Genomic DNA, 19,252 nt, shown 5'->3' on the forward strand with positions numbered 1-19,252 from the left:
CGTGGCTGATACCGTCGTTCTCCCTCCCGTAACCGTTGCCGGCTATGAGCTGAACTTCTTTTGCGACTTGGCCGGGGAAGGCGCCGCGCGCGATGTCGTTGCGACCCTGCAGGCCTGGTGCCGCCTGCACCGCCTCGAGAGCGCCGAGGTGGCCAAGCTGGGCGTCGCAGATGAGGACGGCTGGTACGACCTGGCCCGCCAGTGGATGCTGGAAGCTCGGCGCGACCTGACGTCGTGGAATGCCTGCACCCGAGCCATCGCCGCAGCTCGGGAGCCCATCGACCGGATGGGCGCCGCCGGCGGCCAGCTGCGCTACTTCCTCGCCACCTACGGCTGGATTCAATTCACCCCCGCCAGATGACTTCCAACCGCCAACAACTCGCCGCTATCAACGTCACGCCCCTGGTGGACGTGCTGCTCATCCTGCTTGTCATCATGATGTTGGCGATGCCCATGTTCGTGAAGAAGCTCCCCGTGGACCTCCCACAGACGAGCCTGAGCGGTGCCCCCTCAGTTGCCCAAAGCCTGTCGGTGTCGCTCCAGGAAGACGGCAGCCTGATGCTGGACAGCAGTCCCACGACGCTGCAGGAGCTGAAAGCGCGCATTACGCCCACGGTTTCAGTGGAGCTCTCGGTGGACCGCGCAACCACCTACGAGAAGATTGCAACGGTGATTTCCGAGCTTCAGGCGGCGGCGCCAAAGGACATAGCCCTCCTGACCCGATGAGGGCAGGGCCTTATCTGGCAGGCTTTAGGGGCTTAAAGCCGAGCCGTTCCATCGGAGTGGAAAGCAGTTGCGGGGTAGACCAGTAGTCGCTCCACGGGTCCTTCGTCCTCGTCGATAGCTCGTCCGCTGCGTTTGCCACCGTCCAATGGGCGCCACTCGTCAGAAGTGGCAGGTCATCCCAGTCCACAGTCATCGAGACGCCCAATCCTGGCCGGGCCCTTGCCGAAAACGCCGCTACGGTGGTGGCCGCGCGATTGTTCCGGAGGTAGTCGACAAAGAGCCTGCCAACGCGATTGGACGGGCCACTCTTGCTCACGAAACGCGAGGGAATCGCGCGAGCAAGGTGCTCGACGATGGCTTGGGAGAATCCCTTGACGACAGCCACCTCATGGACCGGGGCGAGGGGCACGAGGAGGTGCAAGCCTTTCCCGCCACTTGTTTTCAGCCAGCTTTTTAGCCCCAACTCCTGAAGCATCAGCCGAACCAGGGATGCGTCCTCCTGCACGTGCTCCCAGCTCGTTCCCTCACCGGGGTCGAGGTCGAAGACCATCTGGTCTGGCCTGTCGATATGGCCGCTTCGGGAATTCCAGGTGTGAAGCTCGATGACATTTGCGCGCGCAGCGCTCCACAACGCTGCCTCGCTGTTGACGACCATCAATGGGGCATGGCCTGGCCACAAGCTCGGCTCGAGGAGGGTCAGGCCCCGGACTGCCGCGGTATCGGCATGCTTCTGAAAAAATAGTTCTCCAGTTACCCCTTTCGGCCCCCGAAGGAATGAGCAGGGCCGGTCTGCCAGGTGAGGCTGCATCCAATGTGAAACGCGTTCGTAGTGGAGGACCAAGTCCAGCTTGGTGAGCCCCGTCGTGGGGTCGATGATTCGGCCAGGATGGCTGACCGGGCCACCCCTCACCGTAGCCTTTGACGGGCTCCCCGCGGCATTGGGCGAGTTCGCGGCGCCCTGGGGCTCCCGGACGACCTCTCGAGCGGGTTTGTCATCCCGCAGCCCACGATAGGACGCGTGGCGGATTTGCCCGCCCGGCGTCCATTCGGCGAACTCTACCTCGGCGACCAGCTCCGGGCTCACCCAGCTGACCTTTCCAGTGGACGAGTTCTTGGACCATCGGTCTGGCTTGGGCGCGCCGCCGACAAATGCAACCTTGGGCGTCACCAGCTTGCTTAGCCGGGCCCGAAGTTTCACGGCCTCCTTCGCCGACCAGCCCGTTCCCACGCCCCCGGCGGACTTGAAGGTGCCGTCGGGGCCGTAGACGCCAAGCAGCAGCTTGCCGACCTGAGAGGCGTCATCCGTCCTGGGTATAAAGCCGGCGATGACGAATTCCTGGCGCAGCTTGCATTTCAGCTTCAGCCAGGTATCAGTCCGGGCGGAAACATACGGGGAGTCCAGGCGCTTCGCTATGAGGCCCTCCAGCCCAAGGCCGCACGCCGATGCGAGGATTGAGGAAGGGTCGCCTGGGAGGCTCGAACAAAGTCGCACGTGCTCCTGCTCGTTCGTCTCGAACAATGCGGCCAAGGCCGTGTATCGGTCCTCGTGGCGCGCCGCTCGAAAGTCCCAGCCATTCAAGAACGGCAGCTCGAACACGAAGTACACCAGGTTGGCGGACTTTGCGCCTCGGTCAAAGGAGTTCTGGAGGGCGTTGAAATCCGGGGTCCCCTGGGCGTTCAAGCTGACGACCTCGCCGTCCAGCCAGGCGCTCCCGATGTTCATTGCTTCCAACTCTGCGATGAGGGCCGGCATCTTGGCGCTCCAGTCGTGACCACCCCTCGTGATAAGTTTTGCCCTGCCGTTTTCGACGCGCGCCATCATCCGGTAACCGTCCAGCTTGATGGAGTAGCTCCAGTGAGCCCCCGGGGGAATGCGAGTGGCGAGAGTAGCCAACTGTGGCGCCAGCGAGGGCGGAAGCTCGGAGGCAACTGCGCCTTCGATTGGCGGCCGGTCGGGCTGGGGCCTGGTTTTGCGGGCGGCGGGCATGCGGAGAATTTTCCACCCCGCGCGGTGCCCCAGGTTCACTCCGGTTGCTCGCGTCACCGTCGGACCGCGCCTTCAGCCGACTTGGCCATTGGCCGGCGGCGCGCCCTCTGGGGGCGGGCACTATGTGTGGTGGGCACCGTGCCCGTACGCCTGGAGACAAGTAATGGCTGACGACAAGACGAAGACTGGCGGCCAGGACCGCAGTCGGATTAACGTAAACGAGGACTATGAGCTTCGTGACTGGTCCGCCAAGTTTGGGGTGAGCCCCGAGCAGCTCAAGGAAGCCGTGAAGGCGGTAGGCCCCATGGCCCAGGACGTGGAGCGCCACCTGAAGGGGAAGGGCGGCTAGGCAGACTCGCGCTGCCAAAAAGAAGCCGCTCAAACCAGAAGGTTTGAGCGGCCAGCAGAATCACCTCAGGAGAGGTGTGCGCGCAGCTGCGTCAGACGCATGCGGCACATGTCGAGCAGAGGATTGCGAACATCCCCGAACTCGCGTACCTTGTTTTCGAGGTTCGTGCGCAGCGTGAAGAGTTCACGTCGGCTCGAAAGACGAAGCTTGTCGAAAAAGTCGCCTTCTTTGGCGATTTCCTTCAGGAACGGCTCGGGTTGGCGAGCGTTGTTGTTGGCAAACGGGAATTTGGCAATGGCGTGGCTCATGGGGTCGCTCCTCAGATGTTGACAGTGGTCCTAGGGGTGACTGAAGGGGAAGTACTTCAGACAAGACCTATAGCGACCCACTTGAAACAGCCTCGCCTGCCGTTTAAACTCGCGCCCCGTTCACCAGGAGGCCCATGCTTTTTCACCGCCGCGTCTTTTCACTAGGCTCCCACGACGGCATTCCTGTGCTTGTGCGCCGCGCCCTTGTAGACGGGCGGCTGCCGTACGTAGTGTTCAGGGAAGAGGTGGAGAGCCCGTTCCGCGGCGCGCTGCGCGCGAACTTCGAGAGCGTGGCGACGCAGTACTACCTCGAACTCATCGTCCGCGGGCAGCAGCGGCTAGGGCCGCACCTGCATTTCGTGCACGAGCGGCCGCTTTGGTCGAACGGGGTGGTGACGTTCTCAGCCGAATGGAACGAAGTCAGCATGGAGCTAACCCCGACTGGGTACCGGCGTGGCCGGTGGGAACCGGTCCCGCCTGAAGTACTGGCTCAGCTCAGTGCAGAGCTCCAGCCACCGCGTGTCGTGAGCTGAACCTGCCGCCCGCGAACGGCAGGCCGATGTCGGCGCACATCCCCTCGACGACGCGAAGCAGTTCGGAATCGGCCTCGAAATAGGTGAAAGGCGGGATGAGGATGATGTGACCGTCGTCTTCGTGGGGCAGCTTGCCGACAATTTCTGCGTAGCCCGAGACGTCGAAGCGCACGCCGACCTCCACATTACCGTAGGCCTTGCGGCTGTTGGCGAGATTGGCCTGCAGCTCGACGAGTGCCGGGCCATTGCAGCGAAGGTGCATCTCGGTAATCGTGTGCGGGATGTGGCTCACCACGGACTCCACTTGGACACCTTGGGACACCATCGAAGCCTGCACGACACGCGCAAAGGTTTCGCCCGGCCACAGTACGGTGCGGTTGAACACGGAGGTGGTGCCCACCGGCAAGCGGCAGGAGACCAGCATGAACATGGTCACGCTGCGATACGCGTCCAGCTCGGAATCCAGCATGAGCGGCAACGGCTCGAGCCGGTCTTCACCGCTTTGCTCGGCCTGGAGGACCATCCTTCCGAGCTTTCTCGGACCAATGACCTGGAGGTCCTCCCGCTTGAAAAGCTTTGTCGACGCGCGCAGGATGCCGTGGGGGTTGCAGTAGCCAATGGCGTCCAGTTCGCCGATGAGCGCCTGAGCGTCGATAACCTGGCCCTTGAAGGATACGTGCTGCGCGAGCGCCTCGGGGGCGAAGGTCACGGTGAAGGGCACCGCAAACAGCCACAGGAACTCGGGGAAGCTGCCATCCTCTGCTGGCAAAGGAATCTTGTCGTAGATGGCGCTGGTGCAGAACTCCAGCGTGCGCAACCTGCGCAGGTCGCCCTTGCTCGCCTCCAGGGCCTTCTCGACCAACCCGTCGAATCGGTCTGCCGAGTGCAGCATTTCCGTGTGCAGCGCGTCGTAGCAGGCCTTGATTGCTCCCATCTGTCGTCCCCCGTTTCGAGCCGTGGCGGCTTCATCGAGGTGGTACAGGAAATCGGGACGGGACGAACGCATTGACTTTTCTTTCTGATGGACCTAACTGCGGCGTGCATTTTAAGTCCATAGTTTAAAATGGTCAATGCGTTTTAGGCTCACGTGCAAGCAGCGCCGCCGCGAGACGGTCCGCGCCGTCGTTGAACGCGCGCGGAACCAGGCGCACCTCGAGGTGATGGAATTCCCCGGCCATTCTGAGCAGCTGCGCCTCCAGCACGCAGAATTTGAGGGCAAGCTTGCCCTGGAAGGCGCGCAGCACGCCGAGCGCATCGACGTGCAGGCGGGCCCTGCGGATGCCCGCGGCAAGCATGGCGTCCAGGCACAGCAGTGCCGCCTCCAGCTCTGCTTCCAGTGCGTTGGTGGTGTGCGAAGCCTGAGCTGCCTGGAGCGCTGGCGTGCCGACAGCACCGTGCACGAGGAAGGCAACCGCTGCGCGACCACCGCGCACAGCGCCGTCGCTCCACGCAAGATGCGCGGGCTGTGCGTCGGGCGAACCAAACCGCACAAAGGGGACATTTTCGGCCGAGCGCATGCCCAGTCGCTCCCGCAGTTGCATTCGGACCAGGTGGAAGCCTTCCTTGGCCAGCGCCCGTTGGTGGCGGCCGGCCGCCCCCGCTTGTCGCAGCTTTATCAACGTGAAGGCCTGGGCGAGCTTCGCGCCCAGCACCACAGCGTCATAGGGTCTTCCGCCCACAATGCGCTCGTACAGGTCAGTGGTGAGCTGCTCGACACTGGATTCCGTCATTCCGCGCCGGGCTGTCCGCCGGCAAGCACGGTAGGCGGACCAGACATGTGGCTGGTCAAGGTCGTTGAAACGAAGTAGCTTGCCGAGGAGCTGGGCAAGAGGGTGGGCTTGAAGCGCGCGTGGGAGCCGCGCCATGGCAATCCTTGTGGATGAGAGAAAGGGCAGGGCGTTGCGCCCCTCTCGTATAGCCAGGAGTCCGAGGCGTCCAAAAGAAAAAGAGCACCAGGAGGTGCTCTTAGGAAGAAGCTCAGGCGAAAGCGTGAGCCTTGTGCTTGGCGTAGCCGCGCTTGTGCAGGGCCTTACGGTTGCGTTCAACGCGAACACCAGGCTTCATGGACATGGTCTTGGGAGAGAGACCTTGTTCACGCATGGCGGCGTCGCGGACTTGGGCTTGGGTGAGCCTGATTTGCAGTTGCATAGGGGCCTCGAAAAACGTAGTTGAACTCAGCCCTATAGCGACGATGTCGGAACAGGGACGCGGGCCTAGGAACTCCGACGCATGGGCGGGGCGCGCGGCGCGGTCTGCGGTATTTGAGGGCGCCGCTTACTTTTCCGCCTTCGGGGGAGCGGTGTCGGCCAGCATGGCCGTACACCAGGGGGTTGGAACTGCCTCCCGGTAGCATGCCTTGCCGGCGGGGAATGACAGGGCCGCGAGGAACAGCCCCGCCCAGAAGGCGGTGTGCTCCCAGTAGGTCCACTTTCTCGCCTTGCCGTTGAGCCACGTTGCGCCCCAGGGGCCAATTTCTGACTCGAGGAACGCGGCGGACGTACCGCTCGTCACCTGCGTCAGGCTGCTGGCGATTACGCCGCCAGCCATCCCGGGCCATCCCGGCGATGAGAAAGCAAATGACTGCGAGCGAGGCCAGGGTGCCGGACAGCGGTAGCACCGGCCCGCCCGCGAAGGTGAGCCCAACTGCGGTGAGGTATGACGCTGTGAGCGTCAGATAGGCGCCGATATGGAACTTGGTGTAGTCGTACAGCCGGTCGAGGCTCTTGTTAGGGTCAAGGTCTACGGCGGCAGCTTGCAGTGCTGAGGAGGGCGCCGCCGGACCCAAGGAGAGCGCGGCAGGACTCGAGGGCGTGGGAGCAGTTCCGGTTGGGGACATCGGGCCTCCGTGGCTAGGGTAGTGGCGGCGCTCGCAACTGTGCCTTGGGTTCGTGGGTTCGACAATCCCCTACCAGGAACGATGCGAGCTTCAAGGGCCAGCGCGCCGGCGCTCTCCCCGCTCGATGCACTGTCCCCGCTCGCAGCAGTGACTCGCAAACCGCAGAAAGCGCCGCACCAGCAGAAAGGGAACACCGAGTGCAAAGACCAGGCCGCTCAGAACACCGAACCCCATGCTCACGTCCGCCACGGCCGAGCTCCCGGCTGCGGTCATCCCTGCCACTAGGGTGGGTGCCAGCAGGGGCACCATCACTGCAGCGAGGAGGATGAAGGCAGGAATGGTAAGGGCCAGCCACCAGAGCGACGCGGCGGTGGGGCTGCCTGACTTTGCGGCGGCCGCGCCAGGCGCCGGGCCATAGATGCGTTCCATCAGCCAGTCGCGGTAGCCGAGCCAGAAGAAATGGAAGGTGCAGGCGATGAAGGCGGTTTCCCGGGCATTCGCTTTATGGGTTTTCAACATGATGTGCAAGGCTCGCTATAGAAGTCAGGTCAACTGAAATCTTTAGCGATGAGCATTCATACCCTCAATCCAATGAACGAACGCCGATACAAAACCTTCCAAGAGCTCAAGGCGAAAGCCGACGGCGACTGGCCGTACATCCTCCAAGAGCTGGCCCCTGAACTGGCCGACGCGATGGACAAGGCGCCGCACCACGTGTCGTGCCCTATCCACGGGGGCACGGATGGTTTTCGGCTGTTCAAGGACTACCCGAAGACTGGCGGCGGCTACTGCAACACGTGCGGCCCCCAAGCGAACGGGTTCGCCATGGTCGCATGGGTGCGAGGTATCTCGTACAAGGACGCAGTCCGTGAAGTCGCCCAACTCCTGGAAGGCGAAGCCGCGGCACCCGTCGTGGTACGTCGCCCGCCGCCTCCGAAAATTCCCGACCTCGTCGACCCCCGAAAGGCGTATGGCCGCATCCGGCAAACCTGGATGGCCTCCACGACCCTGAAGGACACGCCGGCGGAGAAGTACCTCGCCGCGCGAGGCATCTGGCTGCAGAACATGCCAAACACGCTGCGTGCGCATCCGCGTATGCCGTACTACGACAAGGTCGCGAAGGCCATCACCGGCTGGCATCCCTGTCTCTTGGCCCCCATCAAGGACAGCCAGGGGCGCATTGCTTCGCTGCACCGAATCTTCGTCAGTCCGACAGGCGGCAAGGCCGACGTGCCCGAAGCCAAGAAGATGATGTCCGCCTGCCATCCTCTGCCCGGGGCAGCCATCAAGTTGTTCCAAGCAGGCGAAGTGCTGGGAGTCGCCGAAGGCATTGAGACCGCACTGGCAGCTCACGCCATCTCGCGCATGCCTGTGTGGGCCTGTGTGTCGGCCACGTTGATGGAATCGGTCGAAATCCCGGCGTCCGTCAGGAAGGTCGTCATCTGGGCTGACCTGGACCGCAGCGGTCGCGGCATCAAGGCTGCAGAGAAGCTGTCGGCCCGTCTGCGCACCGAAGGCAAGGAAGTCGAAATCTGCGTTCCGCAGGGCCCGATTCCTGAGGCCGTCAAGGGCGTCGACTGGCTCGACGTCATGCTGACGGCCGGACTGGAAGGCTACCCACCTCAATGGCAGAAGTGGTCTCCGCCGCCGGAGTACCGCAAGGCCGCTTAATCCATTCTTCAAGAGCTCCCTCCCGGGAGCTCTTTCTTTGCCAGGCGCGGGAGCGCTTCAGGCCAGGCCGGCAGCCACTGCTGCTGCAGCCACCTCGGGGCGCAACGTCCATACCCACTCGGCGCCCTGTCGCTCGCCGTCCGCAAGCGCAAAGGTGTAAACCGGCAAGCCCTCTCGGGGGCTCTCTGGCAGGTCCGTCGGCACCTCGCCGTACAGCAGCCAGCCCAATCGCCCATAGTGAAGATTCGCTGCCTCGTGGCCCTTGTATTCAGCGGCAGCGGCAAGCTCGGTCGCGGTTATCCGGCGGTCCTTTGCCTTCACGTGCGCTCGCAGCATGGCTCGCTGACCATCATGCACGCGCGGTTCGATGCGGCGGAACGCGGCGGTGAGCTCGCCTACTTCCGGGACCAGTCCGTTGCGTGCTCGAGCCTTCTCAGCCAAGCGCTGGGACGTCCAGGCCTGTACCTGCGCGAAACAATCGTCCAGGTTGGCGCCCTTGACTGTGAGCGCCTTGGCTCCGTTGGTGTACACCACGCCGAAATACTCGCCCTCGTAGAGCAACGCAACGAGCCTGTAGGGACCCACCTCGTCACTCTTTGCGGTCTCGTTCATGCGTAGCTCCTCTGTAAAAAACTTCTTCTGTCAGGCTATCAGGGCCTGAACCAGCCGAGCAGGTCGAACGCCTTCGCCAGTTCGTGGTGCATCACCAGCTGAAACTCCCCGCCCTTGGGCTGCATGGGGTTGGCCAGACCGATTGCACTGCTGTAGAACGGCTCGGAGCTTCCGGGATTCGGGGCAAAGCTCATCTTCAGCGACTCCCCCAGCTTGCGAGCAAGCTTGCCATAGAGCACGTTGGCCAACCGGTACGACTTACTCGTCCGTGCTCCCTCCTTGACCTGGGCGGCAGCATTGCCGAGCTCCGTGAAGGTGACCGTCCGGTTGTGCGCCCGGAAGTGCCTCTCAAGCATGGCTCGGCCCATTGCGCTGACGCCCCCTTCCTGTTCGAGCTGGAGGAGGGCTGAGGCATAGCGGTCCGCGCTGGGAACCTCGAACCTCATCACCTCGGCCTCGACCTTTTCACGGCGGGTCGCCAGTCGGAACACCTTCGAGTGGTCGGTAGGCACCCCTCGCTCTGTAAGGAACGAAGCGATTTCGCGCCAGGTGTGACCCTTCTCTCGGAGCGCTTCGATAGCTTCCAAGTAGAGCTCAAGCCCCTCCTTCGGGGCGGCGGCCAGGGCGTCGTTGAGTATGGTGGTAGGGCTGGGCATCGCGCACAGCTTACACCAGGCCGAACAGAATGCAACAGCGTAAACCAGGCTGCAACAAAATGGACTTCCTCGCGGGGCTCCCGGGCGGCCTGGGCGGAAAGCGCCAAGCACAGCCGCGCGGCTAAAGCCCGTGACTACAGGCCAGGTCCCCTCAACCGCTACCAGCCAATGCAAGTCCGTCTCATTGACGCCAACGCGCTGGGCTTTGCCCAGTATTTCATCGGGAAGAAAGCAGGCCACCACGACACGCACGCAGTTCGTGGCTTCCTGGAGCACGTGCGCTCCCGCCTGCACTTCTCGCAGGGCGTAGTGAACCTTCTCCTGTGGGACGGCAGGGCGCAGTGGCGCTACGACCTCCTGCCGGCGTACAAAAGCTCGCGGCACAAGACGCCTGAGCAGCGCGAGGCGCGCGAGACCTACGAGCCACAGCGGCCGCTCATCCAACGTGCGTTGAACTACTTCCCCGTGATTCAGCTTCTGCATCCTGGCGCGGAAGCGGACGACCTGGCATTCGGCCTTGCGGGACAGCTGGCGGCGCAGGGGCATCTGGTCGACCTGTCGACCTCGGACACGGACTGGCTGAGCCTCGTGGCAAACCGGGTGCGCTGGGTGAACGCCAAGAAGTTGACGCAAGTCATCGAGCTGGATGGGTTCTTCAAGGCAACCGGCGTGAGTTCGCCCCAGCTCTACGCCCACGCAAAGGCGATGGCCGGGGACACGACCGACGACATTCCTGGCGTCGAAGACGTGGGCCTCAAGCGGGCGGCGGCGCTCCTCGCGAAATACGGAAGTCTGGAGGCCGCGCTCACCGCGGCGGAGGACCTGCTCACCTTCGGCGCGGAAGCGAAGTACTACCAGGGCCTGACCGACGCGGACGTGCGTGAGAGCGTCCGCCGCAACGTCAAGCTGGTCGACCTATCGGCCGGCCCGGTGCTCCAAGGCTCGGACATCCGAACTACGGTCGGCCAACTCGACGAAATGGAGCTCGCAGGGCTCTTCGACGAACTGGGCTTTGCAGACTACCTGACCAACTGGAGCTACTGGGGTCGCCCCCTGTCCAAAGAGCTGGAGAAGGCCGATGTACTTTCGGTTCAACGCGCCATCTCCAACATCCACTTTAGCTGGACCGCGAAAAGATAAACGGCTGGACTAGACCGTATCACCCATTATTTGCCCCTTGGAGCACACATGAAACAAATGCCCGGCTTGCTGAGCAAACTTTCCCAAATGCAAAAGCGCATGGAAGCCGCTCAAGCCGAAATTGCCGCGATGACCTTCGAAGGCACCGCAGCCAACAACCTGGTCACCGTGACCATCACCGGCGCCGGCGAGCTCAAGCGCGTGAACTATGACGCCAGCCTGAAGAGCGAAGACCTCGAGACCCTGGGCGACCTGGTCGTGGTGGCTGTGGCCAATGCCAATGCGAGGAAGGAAGAAGCGTCGAAGGCCAAGCTGGGCAGCCTGGCCGCCGGCCTGATTCCCTTTGGCATGAAGGTTCCAGGCCTGGGCTAAACCAAGGGCTAGAAGTCCTTTGAAGGCCCGCTTCGGCGGGCTTCTTCATTTGCCTGAACGAAAAGGGGAGAGCCGGAACTGCGTTATAAACCCATCCCCTTTACTAAAGACTAAACTCTACGTAAAATGCATTGGCGCATGCCGGCGTTTTAAGGTTCGATGGCCAGTCCTTCTTCTTCCCAGCCCACCGAGCAACTGAGCGGTGTGGTCAAAATCCTCACGTACGTGAACCCCGAGAACGGCTATTTCGTCGCAAAAGTCGATGTGCCGGGAAAGGGCGAGCGCACGGTGCTCGGTACCGCCCCTGTCATCAACGTGGGCGAGCTCATCAGCGTGCGCGGGGCCTGGGGAAGCTCGAAATGGGGCCCGCAGTTCAAGGCGGTGGAGGTAACCCTTTCGCAGCCCACGATGCTCGAAGGCATCGTCAAGTACATGTCCAATGCCATCCCCGGCATCGGCAAGGGGTTCGCCCAGAAGCTGGTCGACGCGTTCGGGGAAGACGTTTTTGACGTCATCGAGAACCACCCGGAACGCCTGAAGGGCGTCAAAGGCATCGGCAAAAAGCGCATCGACTCGCTCATCGAGTCGTACGCCGAGCAGAAGGCGACGCGCGAAATCATGGTTTTCCTGCACAAGGCGGGCCTGTCTACCCTGCGAGCAAAGCGCATCCTCGACAAGTACGGCGCCTCGGCGGTCGAGAAAATCAAGGCGAACCCGTACATCCTCTGTCAGGACATCTGGGGCATCGGGTTCAGAACGGCCGACGAAGCAGCCTTCAAGCAAGGGATTCCGCGGAACAGCGAGTACCGCATCCGTGCCGGCGTGCACTACGTCCTGCGCGAGGCCGAGGGGCAGGGCAGTTGCGGTCTGCCGGTGGAAGTCGTTCGCGAGAAGGCGAGCGAACTCCTGGGTGTGGACTACGACGTTCTCAGCACCTGCTTCGAGCAGGAGGTTGAATCCGAGAGCCTGATTCGCGATTTCTCAGGCGGGGTGGAGTGCCTGTTCTCCCCGCGAACCTACAAGGCCGAGAAGGCGGTGGCGGACCTACTCCTGAAGCACGCCAAGCGTCCGCTGGCCCATACGGTCAAGGACATCGACGTCTCCATCCTCTCCGTCGAGATGGACATGCACATCACGCTGGAGGACGCTCAGCGCGATGCGGTTCGTGCGGCGCTGCTGTCTCAGGTATGCGTCATCACAGGGGGTCCCGGTACCGGCAAGACGACCATCACCCGGGTCGTTATGGAGTGTCTCCAGGCGGCCGGCATGAGCCCGCTGCAGCTGTGCGCGCCCACCGGCAAGGCAGCCAAGCGCGCGGCCGAAGCCACGGGTTTCCCCGGCCAGACGGTGCACCGCACGCTGGAAGTCCAGCGGGACGGTACGTTCAAGTTCAACGAGAAGAATCCGCTCGATGCGGACGTCCTCGTGGTCGACGAATCTTCGATGGTGGACATCTACATGTTCCTGTCCATCATCCGCGCGCTCGCGCCGCACACGCGCCTCATCATCATCGGCGACGTCGACCAGCTGCCTTCCGTGGGTCCGGGCAAGGTGCTGGGCGACATCATCGACTCGGGCGTGCTGCCCACGGTGATGCTGCGCCAGGTATTCCGCCAGGCCGCGAAGAGCCAAATCATCCGGAACGCGCACGCCATCAACCGTGGCGACATGCCGGAACTGAGCTATCTCCAGGACTCGGACTTCCACTTCTCTAGCATCATGCCGCGGGACCCGAAGAGTGAAACCGACAAGGAGAAGGCGCGCTCGGACATCGAGAAGGAAATCCTTCGCCTTGCCCGCGACATGTACAAGCTCGGCTACGACCCTATCCGTGACGTCCAGATTCTGGCGCCAATGCGGCGCGGCAAGCTCGGCGTGCTGGCCCTGAACGTTCAGTTGCAGGCATTCCTGAACCCGATGCCTGAAAAGCAGGTCGAGTTCAACGGGACCAAGTGGTGCACTGGCGACAAGGTCATGCAGCTGCGCAACAACTACGACAAGAACGTCTTCAATGGCGATATCGGCTACATCTCAGACGTCGATGCCCAGACCCGAACCGTCATGGTGGAGTTCGACGCGGTTCCGGTCGTCTATAGATTCCAGGACCTGGACGAGCTGGCGCTTGCCTACGCGTTCACCATCCACAAGAGCCAAGGCTCGGAGTTTCCGGTGGTCATCATGCCGCTCGATACCAGCCACTACATGATGCTTCGACGTAACCTCGTGTACACCGGCGTGACCCGAGCACGGAAGTTGTGCGTGGTCGTCGGCCAGCCAATGGCCATGAAGCTGGCGGTGGAGCGCGCTCAGAAGGATGAGCGTTGGACGCGCCTAAAGGAATGTCTCATGAAGGGGCTGCCCGCAGAGATGCGGCGAGAAGAAGCGCTTGCTGCATAAGTTAGCTGGCTATACCGAGGGCAACTACCAGCCCCGGAAATCCATGACCTCCAAGCGAAGCGGCAAGCTCAAAATCATCAACCTCTTTGGCGCACCAGGAGTGGGCAAAAGCTCCGTCGCTGCCGGCATCTTCTGGCTGATGAAGGCCCAGCACTGCAGCGTGGAGCTCGTGAGCGAGTATGCGAAGTATCTGGTTCTATCCGGGCGAAAGTGGCAGTTGACCGAGGAACAGGTCTACCTGTTTGCCAAGCAACATCACAAGCAGTTCGTCATCGAGCGCTCGGGTTACGAGTTTGGGGTGACGGACAGCCCGTTGCAGCTCTGCCAGTTCTATGCCCCGAGCAAGTACTTTGGCAGTTTTGAACCCCTCGTCGACGAGGCATCGGAAGCCTTTGAAAACATCAACTTCTTCGTTACCCGCGACCTGGAAGCGGGCCATTTCGAGGAACGCGGGCGGACGCAGGGTCGCGCCGAAGCGCTAGAAGTGGAGCGACAGATGCGAGCCTTCCTGGCACGGAAGAACATCCCCTACACGGAGCTTCCTGTCGACATGCTGGCGCCGTGGCGCGTTGTGAGCAGTTTGAACATTGGCCAGCCGCCGGTGCCAGAGTTTGCCGCCTTTGGGCTGGAGACCTCCTGCATGACGGAACATAAGCCGCTCTTGGTCATGACCTACCTGTTGGCTGTCGACGGGGACGGGTCGCCCTGGGCCACGCTGGAGCGCTGCACCAGACGAAAGAGCGCTCAGCCGGACCGTTGGGCCGTCCGAACGCCCTGGGGCGGCTGTCTGAACAAGGACGCCATCTTCGAGTACGAGCCGTCGAGCTCGAGCCGAGATGCCGCGTTTCTCGCCCGGGCCAGGTTTGACACCCCTGAGCAAGCCTTAGACGTTTGGCTAAAACACTATGCACATGAGCGCATGCAATCCGAATATGACATCCGAGGTATCCGCCTTGTCTGACAAAAAGCCGCTCCTAGAGCGGCTCTTTTCACTCGAAAACTTCCTGCAACTGGTGGGCGTGGTCGGCGGACTATGGGGCAACTACCTAATCAACCAGACCAACGCCGCAGGATTTGTACTGTGGCTACTGTCCAACACTGCGCTCACCTGCCTTCAGTTTCGGACCCGTCTATTTGGACTGGTTGCGTTACACATGGCCTATGTTTATTTATGCTTTCAAGGTATCGCTAGTTGGGCCGAAAAAGCGCCGGCGTCCCTCTCAGCTTGGGTGCCTGCGTGGCTTATTTTCGTCTCGCGGTTTGTCGCATAGCCGCGGCGGCGATAATCTCAGGTTAAGTTGAGTTGCCGGGTACTGCCCGTTTAGAGTGTTCGCTTGCTAGGTAACATATTTGAGCCAAATATCCGCTTCGGAACTACTGCAACTGGCCCGACTAGGGCTCAGCCCGGGCCCCGAAGGTGGGCGCCAGGACGCATTCGCTCTGCTTGCAGAGTGCGTCGAAGACTTTGTTGTCAACGACCGCGACCTCGCCTATGTCGTGTTGAAGGCGCGCTCAGAAAATGTGATTCTTGCACAGTATCTCCAGCGCGTTATCCGGACGGTCTCAGCCGAGGAAAACGTCCCGGCGGCCACAGACAGCTGGCGATTGATTCTCGGCGGCATCGGCGTGCTGCTGCCGCCCGGCTTCGACTTTCAGGTCGACCAGTGGGCGAGGGCCATCGAAGGGTTGGAGTCCAGCCTTTCAACCCTGTGGGCTGACCAGACCCACAACGTGACCGTCATGCCGGAGGCGAGCCCCGTCGAAAGCTTCTACAAGCTACGGCCTAAGGCTATTCGCTCCGGCCTATTGCAACTTTTCAGTGACAAATGGGCTGACGCCTTCCACCTGGGTGACGTGGCACCTGCTGAGGCGTGGTCCGCCTTCGTGCTTCCGTTCGTTGTCGCCGTGGAAGTTGAAAGTGCCCAGAGCTTCGTACGTAACGAACTTGCGCCTCGCGCGCCGACGCTCGCGCTATCCGGGATAAAGCACCGGTTTGAATCCCATTTTGACCTTGGCTCTCCGGGCGCCAAAACCCCCTTTCTGTTGCCTCCGGTGGATTGGGCGAACCTGTTCTCCTTCGTGCGCGGGATGCACTTTCGCAAGGCCGTGCGCGAGCTGGTGACCGACCGCCCGGAGGCCTCCAACGATTGGGTGCTGAAGTTCGACGCCCCGACCCTGCGTTTAACGAACTTCAAAGCGCGGATAACCAAAGAGTTCCTTTTCCCTGAGGAAACACCGGCGGATGTTCGGCAGATTGCAGCTGCGCCTGCAAGCCAGCTAGGCATCCCGTACGTGGACGGCACCAAGGCCGACTAGCTCCGTTTAAGCACAAAAAAGCCGCGCATCTCCCGACGACAGCGCCACGGCTGCGGCCTCGGGGCGCTCAAAAACCTCAGCAGTTCTAGGCCTTTGCTCCGACCCTGGCTACACGTGTCAGGACAATAACTGGAGCAGACATGCAGACCTTTCTCGTTGGAGGCGCAGTGCGCGACCTCTTGCTCGGCCTTACTCCCAAGGACCGCGACTATGTGGTGGTCGGCGCGACCGCCGAGTACATGCTCGACTGTGGATTTCGCCCCGTCGGCAAGGACTTTCCGGTCTTTTTGCACCCCCTGACGCAGGATGAATACGCGCTCGCGCGCGTGGAGCGCAAGACGGCAGCCGGCCACACGGGCTTCACGGTCTCTACTGAGAACGTGACGCTCGAGCAGGACTTGAGCCGTCGAGACCTGACCATCAATTCGATGGCGATGGCGCTCGGGGGCGACCTCATCGACCCCTTTGGGGGCAAACGCGACCTTGAGATGAAGGTACTTCGCCACACGTCGGGCGCCTTCCTGGAAGACCCCCTGCGTGTGCTGCGCGTGGCACGATTCCAGGCTCGGTTCGGCCCCGATTGGTGTATCGAGAACAGCCTGCTCATGACGATGCATGGGATGGTCGCCGCAGGCGACCTGGCGGAACTGCCGTTCGAGCGAATCTGGGCGGAACTCAAGCGCGGCCTCATGGAGCCACATCCCGACTGCATGGTGACGACTTTGCTTGGGCTCGGGCTTCTAAGTGGCCCGAATGCGTTCAAAGGCATCAGCGTCCGGCCGGACTACGTGGAATCGCTTCGGCGCGCGGTAGCCAGCGAGGCAGCCCTCGAGGTTCGCTTCGCATGCGCCTTCCGGCTCGACAGCGACCAGGTTTCGGGCAAGCTGCCAAAAGACGTGACGGACTTGGCGCTTTGCGTGCAGCGTGCCGAGCAGGCCGAGCTTCGCCAATTCGACAGCCTAGTCGCCCAGCGCCAACTGGCGTTGCTCGAGGGGCTCGACGTGCTGCGCCGCCCGCAACGGGTGGAAGCTACGGTGCAAGCGTTGCAGTTGATGCACACGTTCGGTGCCGACGGCTTTCGCGCGTCTTGCGATGCACTCAGGAACATTGACTTCCAGGGCTTGGCCCAAGGGCTAGCCGGACCTGCAATCAAGCACCGCATCGAGCAGGAGAAGCTCGCCGTGTTGATTGCTCGCAAGGCCATGGCCGCTGCCGCCTGAAAACTCGTTCTTCGAAGCGTCCGACCCCTCCGTCGGGCGCTTTTTCTTTGCCTAGGCCAGAAAAGGCGACGCCGGTTGAGCACCGGCGTCGTTGAAAAGGGGAGAAGAGGAGAAAGGGTCTAGCCGAACAGGGACGTGCGCATTTCGAGGTCTGGCTCGCGATAAGCCGCTGACTCGCGCACCACGCCGGCGCCGAACAGGCCTGTAAGGACCTCGAACGCGACGAATCCATGGTGGTTGAAAGGGAAGCCGCTTGCCGCTGCGTAAGCCACAGTGATGCACGTGACCAGCGTCGGCAAAACGAGGCGCCGGAATACCTGCAGGCTGGGGCGTGTGAAGACGGCGCGGCCGCCCCTCAAGTAGATGAAGAGCAGGCCGACCAGCATCACGACCGTTGTGTGGCCCGATGCCTGGTAGCCGCAACATACCGCACTAGCCCCCCACAACGCGACGGCGGGGTACCACTGTAGCCGAAGCAGCCGGCTTGCGAGCTCATACCGGGAGTGAACGGAGGCCATGCGGTCATCGCCAACCATTTCACCGGTCGCCGCGATAACAGCCAACACCGTCGCCAGTATGAGGAAGGTGCCTGGAGACAGAAATGTGTTCATCGTAAAGTTTTCGTTGAATGTTGTCCTGCACCGGTATAGCGACCGAACGGAACCCACTGGCAGTTGAGAATAGTGGGCACAAACGCTTTAGAGTTTAGAGCAACGTATGCTAAAATGCAACGCACCGACGGATGGGATTTAGCTTTTTGGCTCGCCAATTCAGGCGCGCGAGCAGGGGCAGGTGGCTATACGTCGAACGCCCTCTAGGGCGGTATCCTTCAATCCGGCTCTTCCGCGTCTCATCGCCAGCAAGAGCCATCGACAGAGAGTTCCATGAACACGTCGCTCCCGACTCCCAGCAAGAAGTTCGACCTCCTGGTGCAGAGCGCCATCCTTCGAGGCGAGAAGCCTACCAAGGGCCTTGACGCCCAGCTTGCGCCCAACGAAAACCAGATGCATCGACTCACGGCTTTCATGGCCGACGGCCGCCAGGTCGTGGTCGCTCAACGTCACGGCCGAGGCGGGATGGACTTCAACAAGCTGCTGGGCGGCAAGGTTTACGCGGTGGCGGCCGACGCACTGTCGCCGGTGTTCGAGAAGGAGAACAACAAGCCGACGAAAGTTCAGAAACAGGAGGAGGGCAAGCCCCTTTTCTCGTCGTCGGGCTTCTACCTGCTCTCGTCGAAAGACTATCCCGCGCTTCGAATCGCGGAGGGCTATACCCGCCTGTTTGCGGATGGAGCGAAGGTCATGCTCCTCACCGCGGAGCAGCTTGCGGCCAAGGAATCTCTCTCGATGACTTCGGACATGGACTGGGAGATGGCCCTTGCGTTCCTGGGCGCGGCTTTGGGCGATGACCGAAACATGGTCACGCCGTTTGACGCAGACATCAACCGCAAGCGCCGCCGCGGCATCGAGACGGCAAAGGGCGTAGCAGAAGACGACCAGGAGACGTACACCGGCGTCGAGTTCACCGAGTTGGGCGCGAGCAAGAAGGACGGAAACCCCTTCGTCCTCTACACGTGGCGCATCGACGGCGGTGCAGCCCGGACCGGAACGCTCATGCGTGAGTTCGAGGCGACCGACGACAACGACCGACCCATCACGAAGTACGACGACGCGGACGCCACGGTCGCGCGCTTTGCGGACAGCGCCGAGGGTCGTGAGATTGCAGCCGCCTGCGAGGCAGGCAGGACCGTGGACTTTGCCTTCGTCCAGGGCCACGTGATGCGCACGAGCGTTTCGTTCCGCCGCAAGGTCGAGAACGTTCGTGCTGCGGGGAGCGACAAGCCCGCGTACGGCGACGCCGTCTACATCTGGGGCGCGCTAGGCGGTTGGGTGAAGGGCTTGGTGAGCGTGATGCAGTCGATGCACCCCAACTTCCCGGCGAAGGATTACGACGCCCACCACTACGTCGCGGCCTGTCGCCAAGCCGAGGTCGGGATGACGAAGAAGCCGGACGGCAGCGGCTGGCTACCGCCGCAAGCCGTTACCTACGACCTGTCGGCAATGTTGGTCTGAACGACAGTTCTCGCCTAACATACTGTCGACTCGTGCCCGTGCCTGTCGCTCCTTCCC

At 62.2% G+C, this 19,252-nt stretch carries 23 protein-coding genes; 13 read left to right on the forward strand and 10 right to left on the reverse strand.

Annotation, left to right across the window (positions count from 1 at the left end; all coding sequences use genetic code 11):
* Position 1 precedes the first annotated feature (1 nt).
* Both WDLP6_RS31370 and WDLP6_RS31375 read left to right on the forward strand, forming a co-directional pair.
* Positions 2–361, forward strand: coding sequence for a hypothetical protein (locus WDLP6_RS31370; RefSeq protein ID WP_162571099.1), 360 nt, complete (start codon positions 2–4; stop codon positions 359–361).
* A complete protein-coding gene (locus WDLP6_RS31375) occupies positions 358–726 on the forward strand; it encodes an ExbD/TolR family protein (RefSeq protein ID WP_162571100.1) in 369 nt (122 codons plus the stop codon). Before WDLP6_RS31370 ends, WDLP6_RS31375 begins: the two co-directional genes overlap by 4 nt.
* Before the next feature lie 10 nt (positions 727–736).
* On the opposite strand, the gene ligD is transcribed toward WDLP6_RS31375, so the two are convergent.
* Positions 737–2,713, reverse strand: a complete 1,977-nt coding sequence (gene ligD / locus WDLP6_RS31380) for a DNA ligase D (RefSeq protein ID WP_162571101.1) — start codon at positions 2,711–2,713, stop codon at positions 737–739.
* A gap of 163 nt (positions 2,714–2,876) precedes the next feature.
* Between ligD and WDLP6_RS31385 the strand changes: the two genes are divergently transcribed.
* A complete protein-coding gene (locus WDLP6_RS31385) occupies positions 2,877–3,062 on the forward strand; it encodes a DUF3606 domain-containing protein (RefSeq protein WP_162571102.1) in 186 nt (61 codons plus the stop codon).
* Positions 3,063–3,127: 65 nt separating this feature from the next.
* On the opposite strand, the gene WDLP6_RS31390 is transcribed toward WDLP6_RS31385, so the two are convergent.
* Positions 3,128–3,370: a hypothetical protein gene (locus WDLP6_RS31390; RefSeq protein ID WP_162571103.1), complete on the reverse strand. Its 243-nt coding sequence runs from the start codon at positions 3,368–3,370 to the stop codon at positions 3,128–3,130.
* Positions 3,371–3,504: 134 nt separating this feature from the next.
* On the opposite strand from WDLP6_RS31390, the gene WDLP6_RS31395 reads away from it, so the two are divergent.
* Positions 3,505–3,903, forward strand: a complete 399-nt coding sequence (locus WDLP6_RS31395; RefSeq protein ID WP_162571104.1) for a hypothetical protein — start codon at positions 3,505–3,507, stop codon at positions 3,901–3,903.
* Here the strand turns inward: WDLP6_RS31395 and WDLP6_RS31400 are convergent.
* The 5 genes from WDLP6_RS31400 to WDLP6_RS31420 form a co-directional block, all read right to left on the reverse strand.
* A complete protein-coding gene (locus tag WDLP6_RS31400; protein ID WP_162571105.1) occupies positions 3,866–4,909 on the reverse strand; it encodes a hypothetical protein in 1,044 nt (347 codons plus the stop codon). The two genes, WDLP6_RS31395 and WDLP6_RS31400, sit on opposite strands and share 38 nt — an antisense overlap.
* Positions 4,910–4,970: 61 nt before the next feature.
* Positions 4,971–5,633 (reverse strand): reverse transcriptase-like protein, encoded by a 663-nt coding sequence (locus WDLP6_RS31405; protein ID WP_162571106.1) that lies wholly within the window; start codon positions 5,631–5,633, stop codon positions 4,971–4,973.
* 247 nt (positions 5,634–5,880) lie between these two features.
* Positions 5,881–6,051: a hypothetical protein gene (locus WDLP6_RS31410; RefSeq protein WP_157103369.1), complete on the reverse strand. Its 171-nt coding sequence runs from the start codon at positions 6,049–6,051 to the stop codon at positions 5,881–5,883.
* Between the two features lie 126 nt (positions 6,052–6,177).
* Positions 6,178–6,450 (reverse strand): hypothetical protein, encoded by a 273-nt coding sequence (locus WDLP6_RS31415; protein ID WP_162571107.1) that lies wholly within the window; start codon positions 6,448–6,450, stop codon positions 6,178–6,180.
* A 379-nt stretch (positions 6,451–6,829) separates the two neighbouring features.
* Complete coding sequence (locus WDLP6_RS31420) at positions 6,830–7,258, reverse strand: hypothetical protein (protein WP_162595294.1); 429 nt, start codon at positions 7,256–7,258, stop codon at positions 6,830–6,832.
* A gap of 48 nt (positions 7,259–7,306) precedes the next feature.
* Between WDLP6_RS31420 and WDLP6_RS31425 the strand changes: the two genes are divergently transcribed.
* Positions 7,307–8,410: a DUF7146 domain-containing protein gene (locus tag WDLP6_RS31425; RefSeq protein WP_162571109.1), complete on the forward strand. Its 1,104-nt coding sequence runs from the start codon at positions 7,307–7,309 to the stop codon at positions 8,408–8,410.
* Positions 8,411–8,467: 57 nt separating this feature from the next.
* Here the strand turns inward: WDLP6_RS31425 and WDLP6_RS31430 are convergent, their stop codons facing one another.
* Together WDLP6_RS31430 and WDLP6_RS31435 are read right to left on the reverse strand one after the other, a co-directional pair.
* Positions 8,468–9,022, reverse strand: a complete 555-nt coding sequence (locus WDLP6_RS31430; RefSeq protein WP_162571110.1) for a hypothetical protein — start codon at positions 9,020–9,022, stop codon at positions 8,468–8,470.
* Positions 9,023–9,060: 38 nt separating this feature from the next.
* Positions 9,061–9,678, reverse strand: coding sequence for a hypothetical protein (locus WDLP6_RS31435; RefSeq protein WP_068673747.1), 618 nt, complete (start codon positions 9,676–9,678; stop codon positions 9,061–9,063).
* Between the two features lie 168 nt (positions 9,679–9,846).
* Here WDLP6_RS31435 and WDLP6_RS31440 point away from each other — a divergent pair, with 168 nt between their 5' ends.
* The 7 genes from WDLP6_RS31440 (at position 9,847) to WDLP6_RS31470 (ending at position 17,123) form a co-directional block, all read left to right on the forward strand.
* The gene (locus WDLP6_RS31440; RefSeq protein WP_162571111.1) at positions 9,847–10,818 is read left to right on the forward strand and encodes a 5'-3' exonuclease H3TH domain-containing protein; all 972 of its coding nucleotides are present in this window, start codon (positions 9,847–9,849) and stop codon (positions 10,816–10,818) included.
* Between the two features lie 57 nt (positions 10,819–10,875).
* The gene (locus WDLP6_RS31445; protein WP_269475019.1) at positions 10,876–11,190 is read left to right on the forward strand and encodes a YbaB/EbfC family nucleoid-associated protein; all 315 of its coding nucleotides are present in this window, start codon (positions 10,876–10,878) and stop codon (positions 11,188–11,190) included.
* 159 nt (positions 11,191–11,349) lie between these two features.
* Positions 11,350–13,587, forward strand: coding sequence for an SF1B family DNA helicase RecD2 (recD2, locus tag WDLP6_RS31450; RefSeq protein ID WP_068673740.1), 2,238 nt, complete (start codon positions 11,350–11,352; stop codon positions 13,585–13,587).
* A gap of 43 nt (positions 13,588–13,630) precedes the next feature.
* The gene (locus WDLP6_RS31455) at positions 13,631–14,548 is read left to right on the forward strand and encodes an AAA family ATPase (protein ID WP_162571112.1); all 918 of its coding nucleotides are present in this window, start codon (positions 13,631–13,633) and stop codon (positions 14,546–14,548) included.
* Entirely contained in the window at positions 14,541–14,858 is a 318-nt protein-coding gene (locus WDLP6_RS31460; protein WP_146039466.1) for a hypothetical protein, read from the forward strand. The genes WDLP6_RS31455 and WDLP6_RS31460 overlap by 8 nt, the downstream gene beginning before the upstream one ends.
* Positions 14,859–14,937: 79 nt before the next feature.
* Positions 14,938–15,903 carry a hypothetical protein gene (locus tag WDLP6_RS31465; RefSeq protein ID WP_068673735.1) on the forward strand — a complete coding sequence of 322 codons (966 nt, stop codon included), beginning with the start codon at positions 14,938–14,940 and terminating at the stop codon, positions 15,901–15,903.
* A 140-nt stretch (positions 15,904–16,043) separates the two neighbouring features.
* Positions 16,044–17,123 (forward strand): hypothetical protein, encoded by a 1,080-nt coding sequence (locus WDLP6_RS31470; RefSeq protein ID WP_162571113.1) that lies wholly within the window; start codon positions 16,044–16,046, stop codon positions 17,121–17,123.
* A gap of 119 nt (positions 17,124–17,242) precedes the next feature.
* On the opposite strand, the gene WDLP6_RS31475 is transcribed toward WDLP6_RS31470, so the two are convergent.
* The gene (locus WDLP6_RS31475; RefSeq protein WP_162571114.1) at positions 17,243–17,734 is read right to left on the reverse strand and encodes a hypothetical protein; all 492 of its coding nucleotides are present in this window, start codon (positions 17,732–17,734) and stop codon (positions 17,243–17,245) included.
* 273 nt (positions 17,735–18,007) lie between these two features.
* Here WDLP6_RS31475 and WDLP6_RS31480 point away from each other — a divergent pair, with 273 nt between their 5' ends.
* A complete protein-coding gene (locus tag WDLP6_RS31480) occupies positions 18,008–19,195 on the forward strand; it encodes a hypothetical protein (RefSeq protein ID WP_162571115.1) in 1,188 nt (395 codons plus the stop codon).
* The last annotated feature ends 57 nt before the right edge of the window (positions 19,196–19,252 follow it).

The sequence above is a fragment of the Variovorax sp. PBL-E5 genome, from assembly GCF_901827185.1.
Classification (GTDB): domain Bacteria; phylum Pseudomonadota; class Gammaproteobacteria; order Burkholderiales; family Burkholderiaceae_C; genus Variovorax.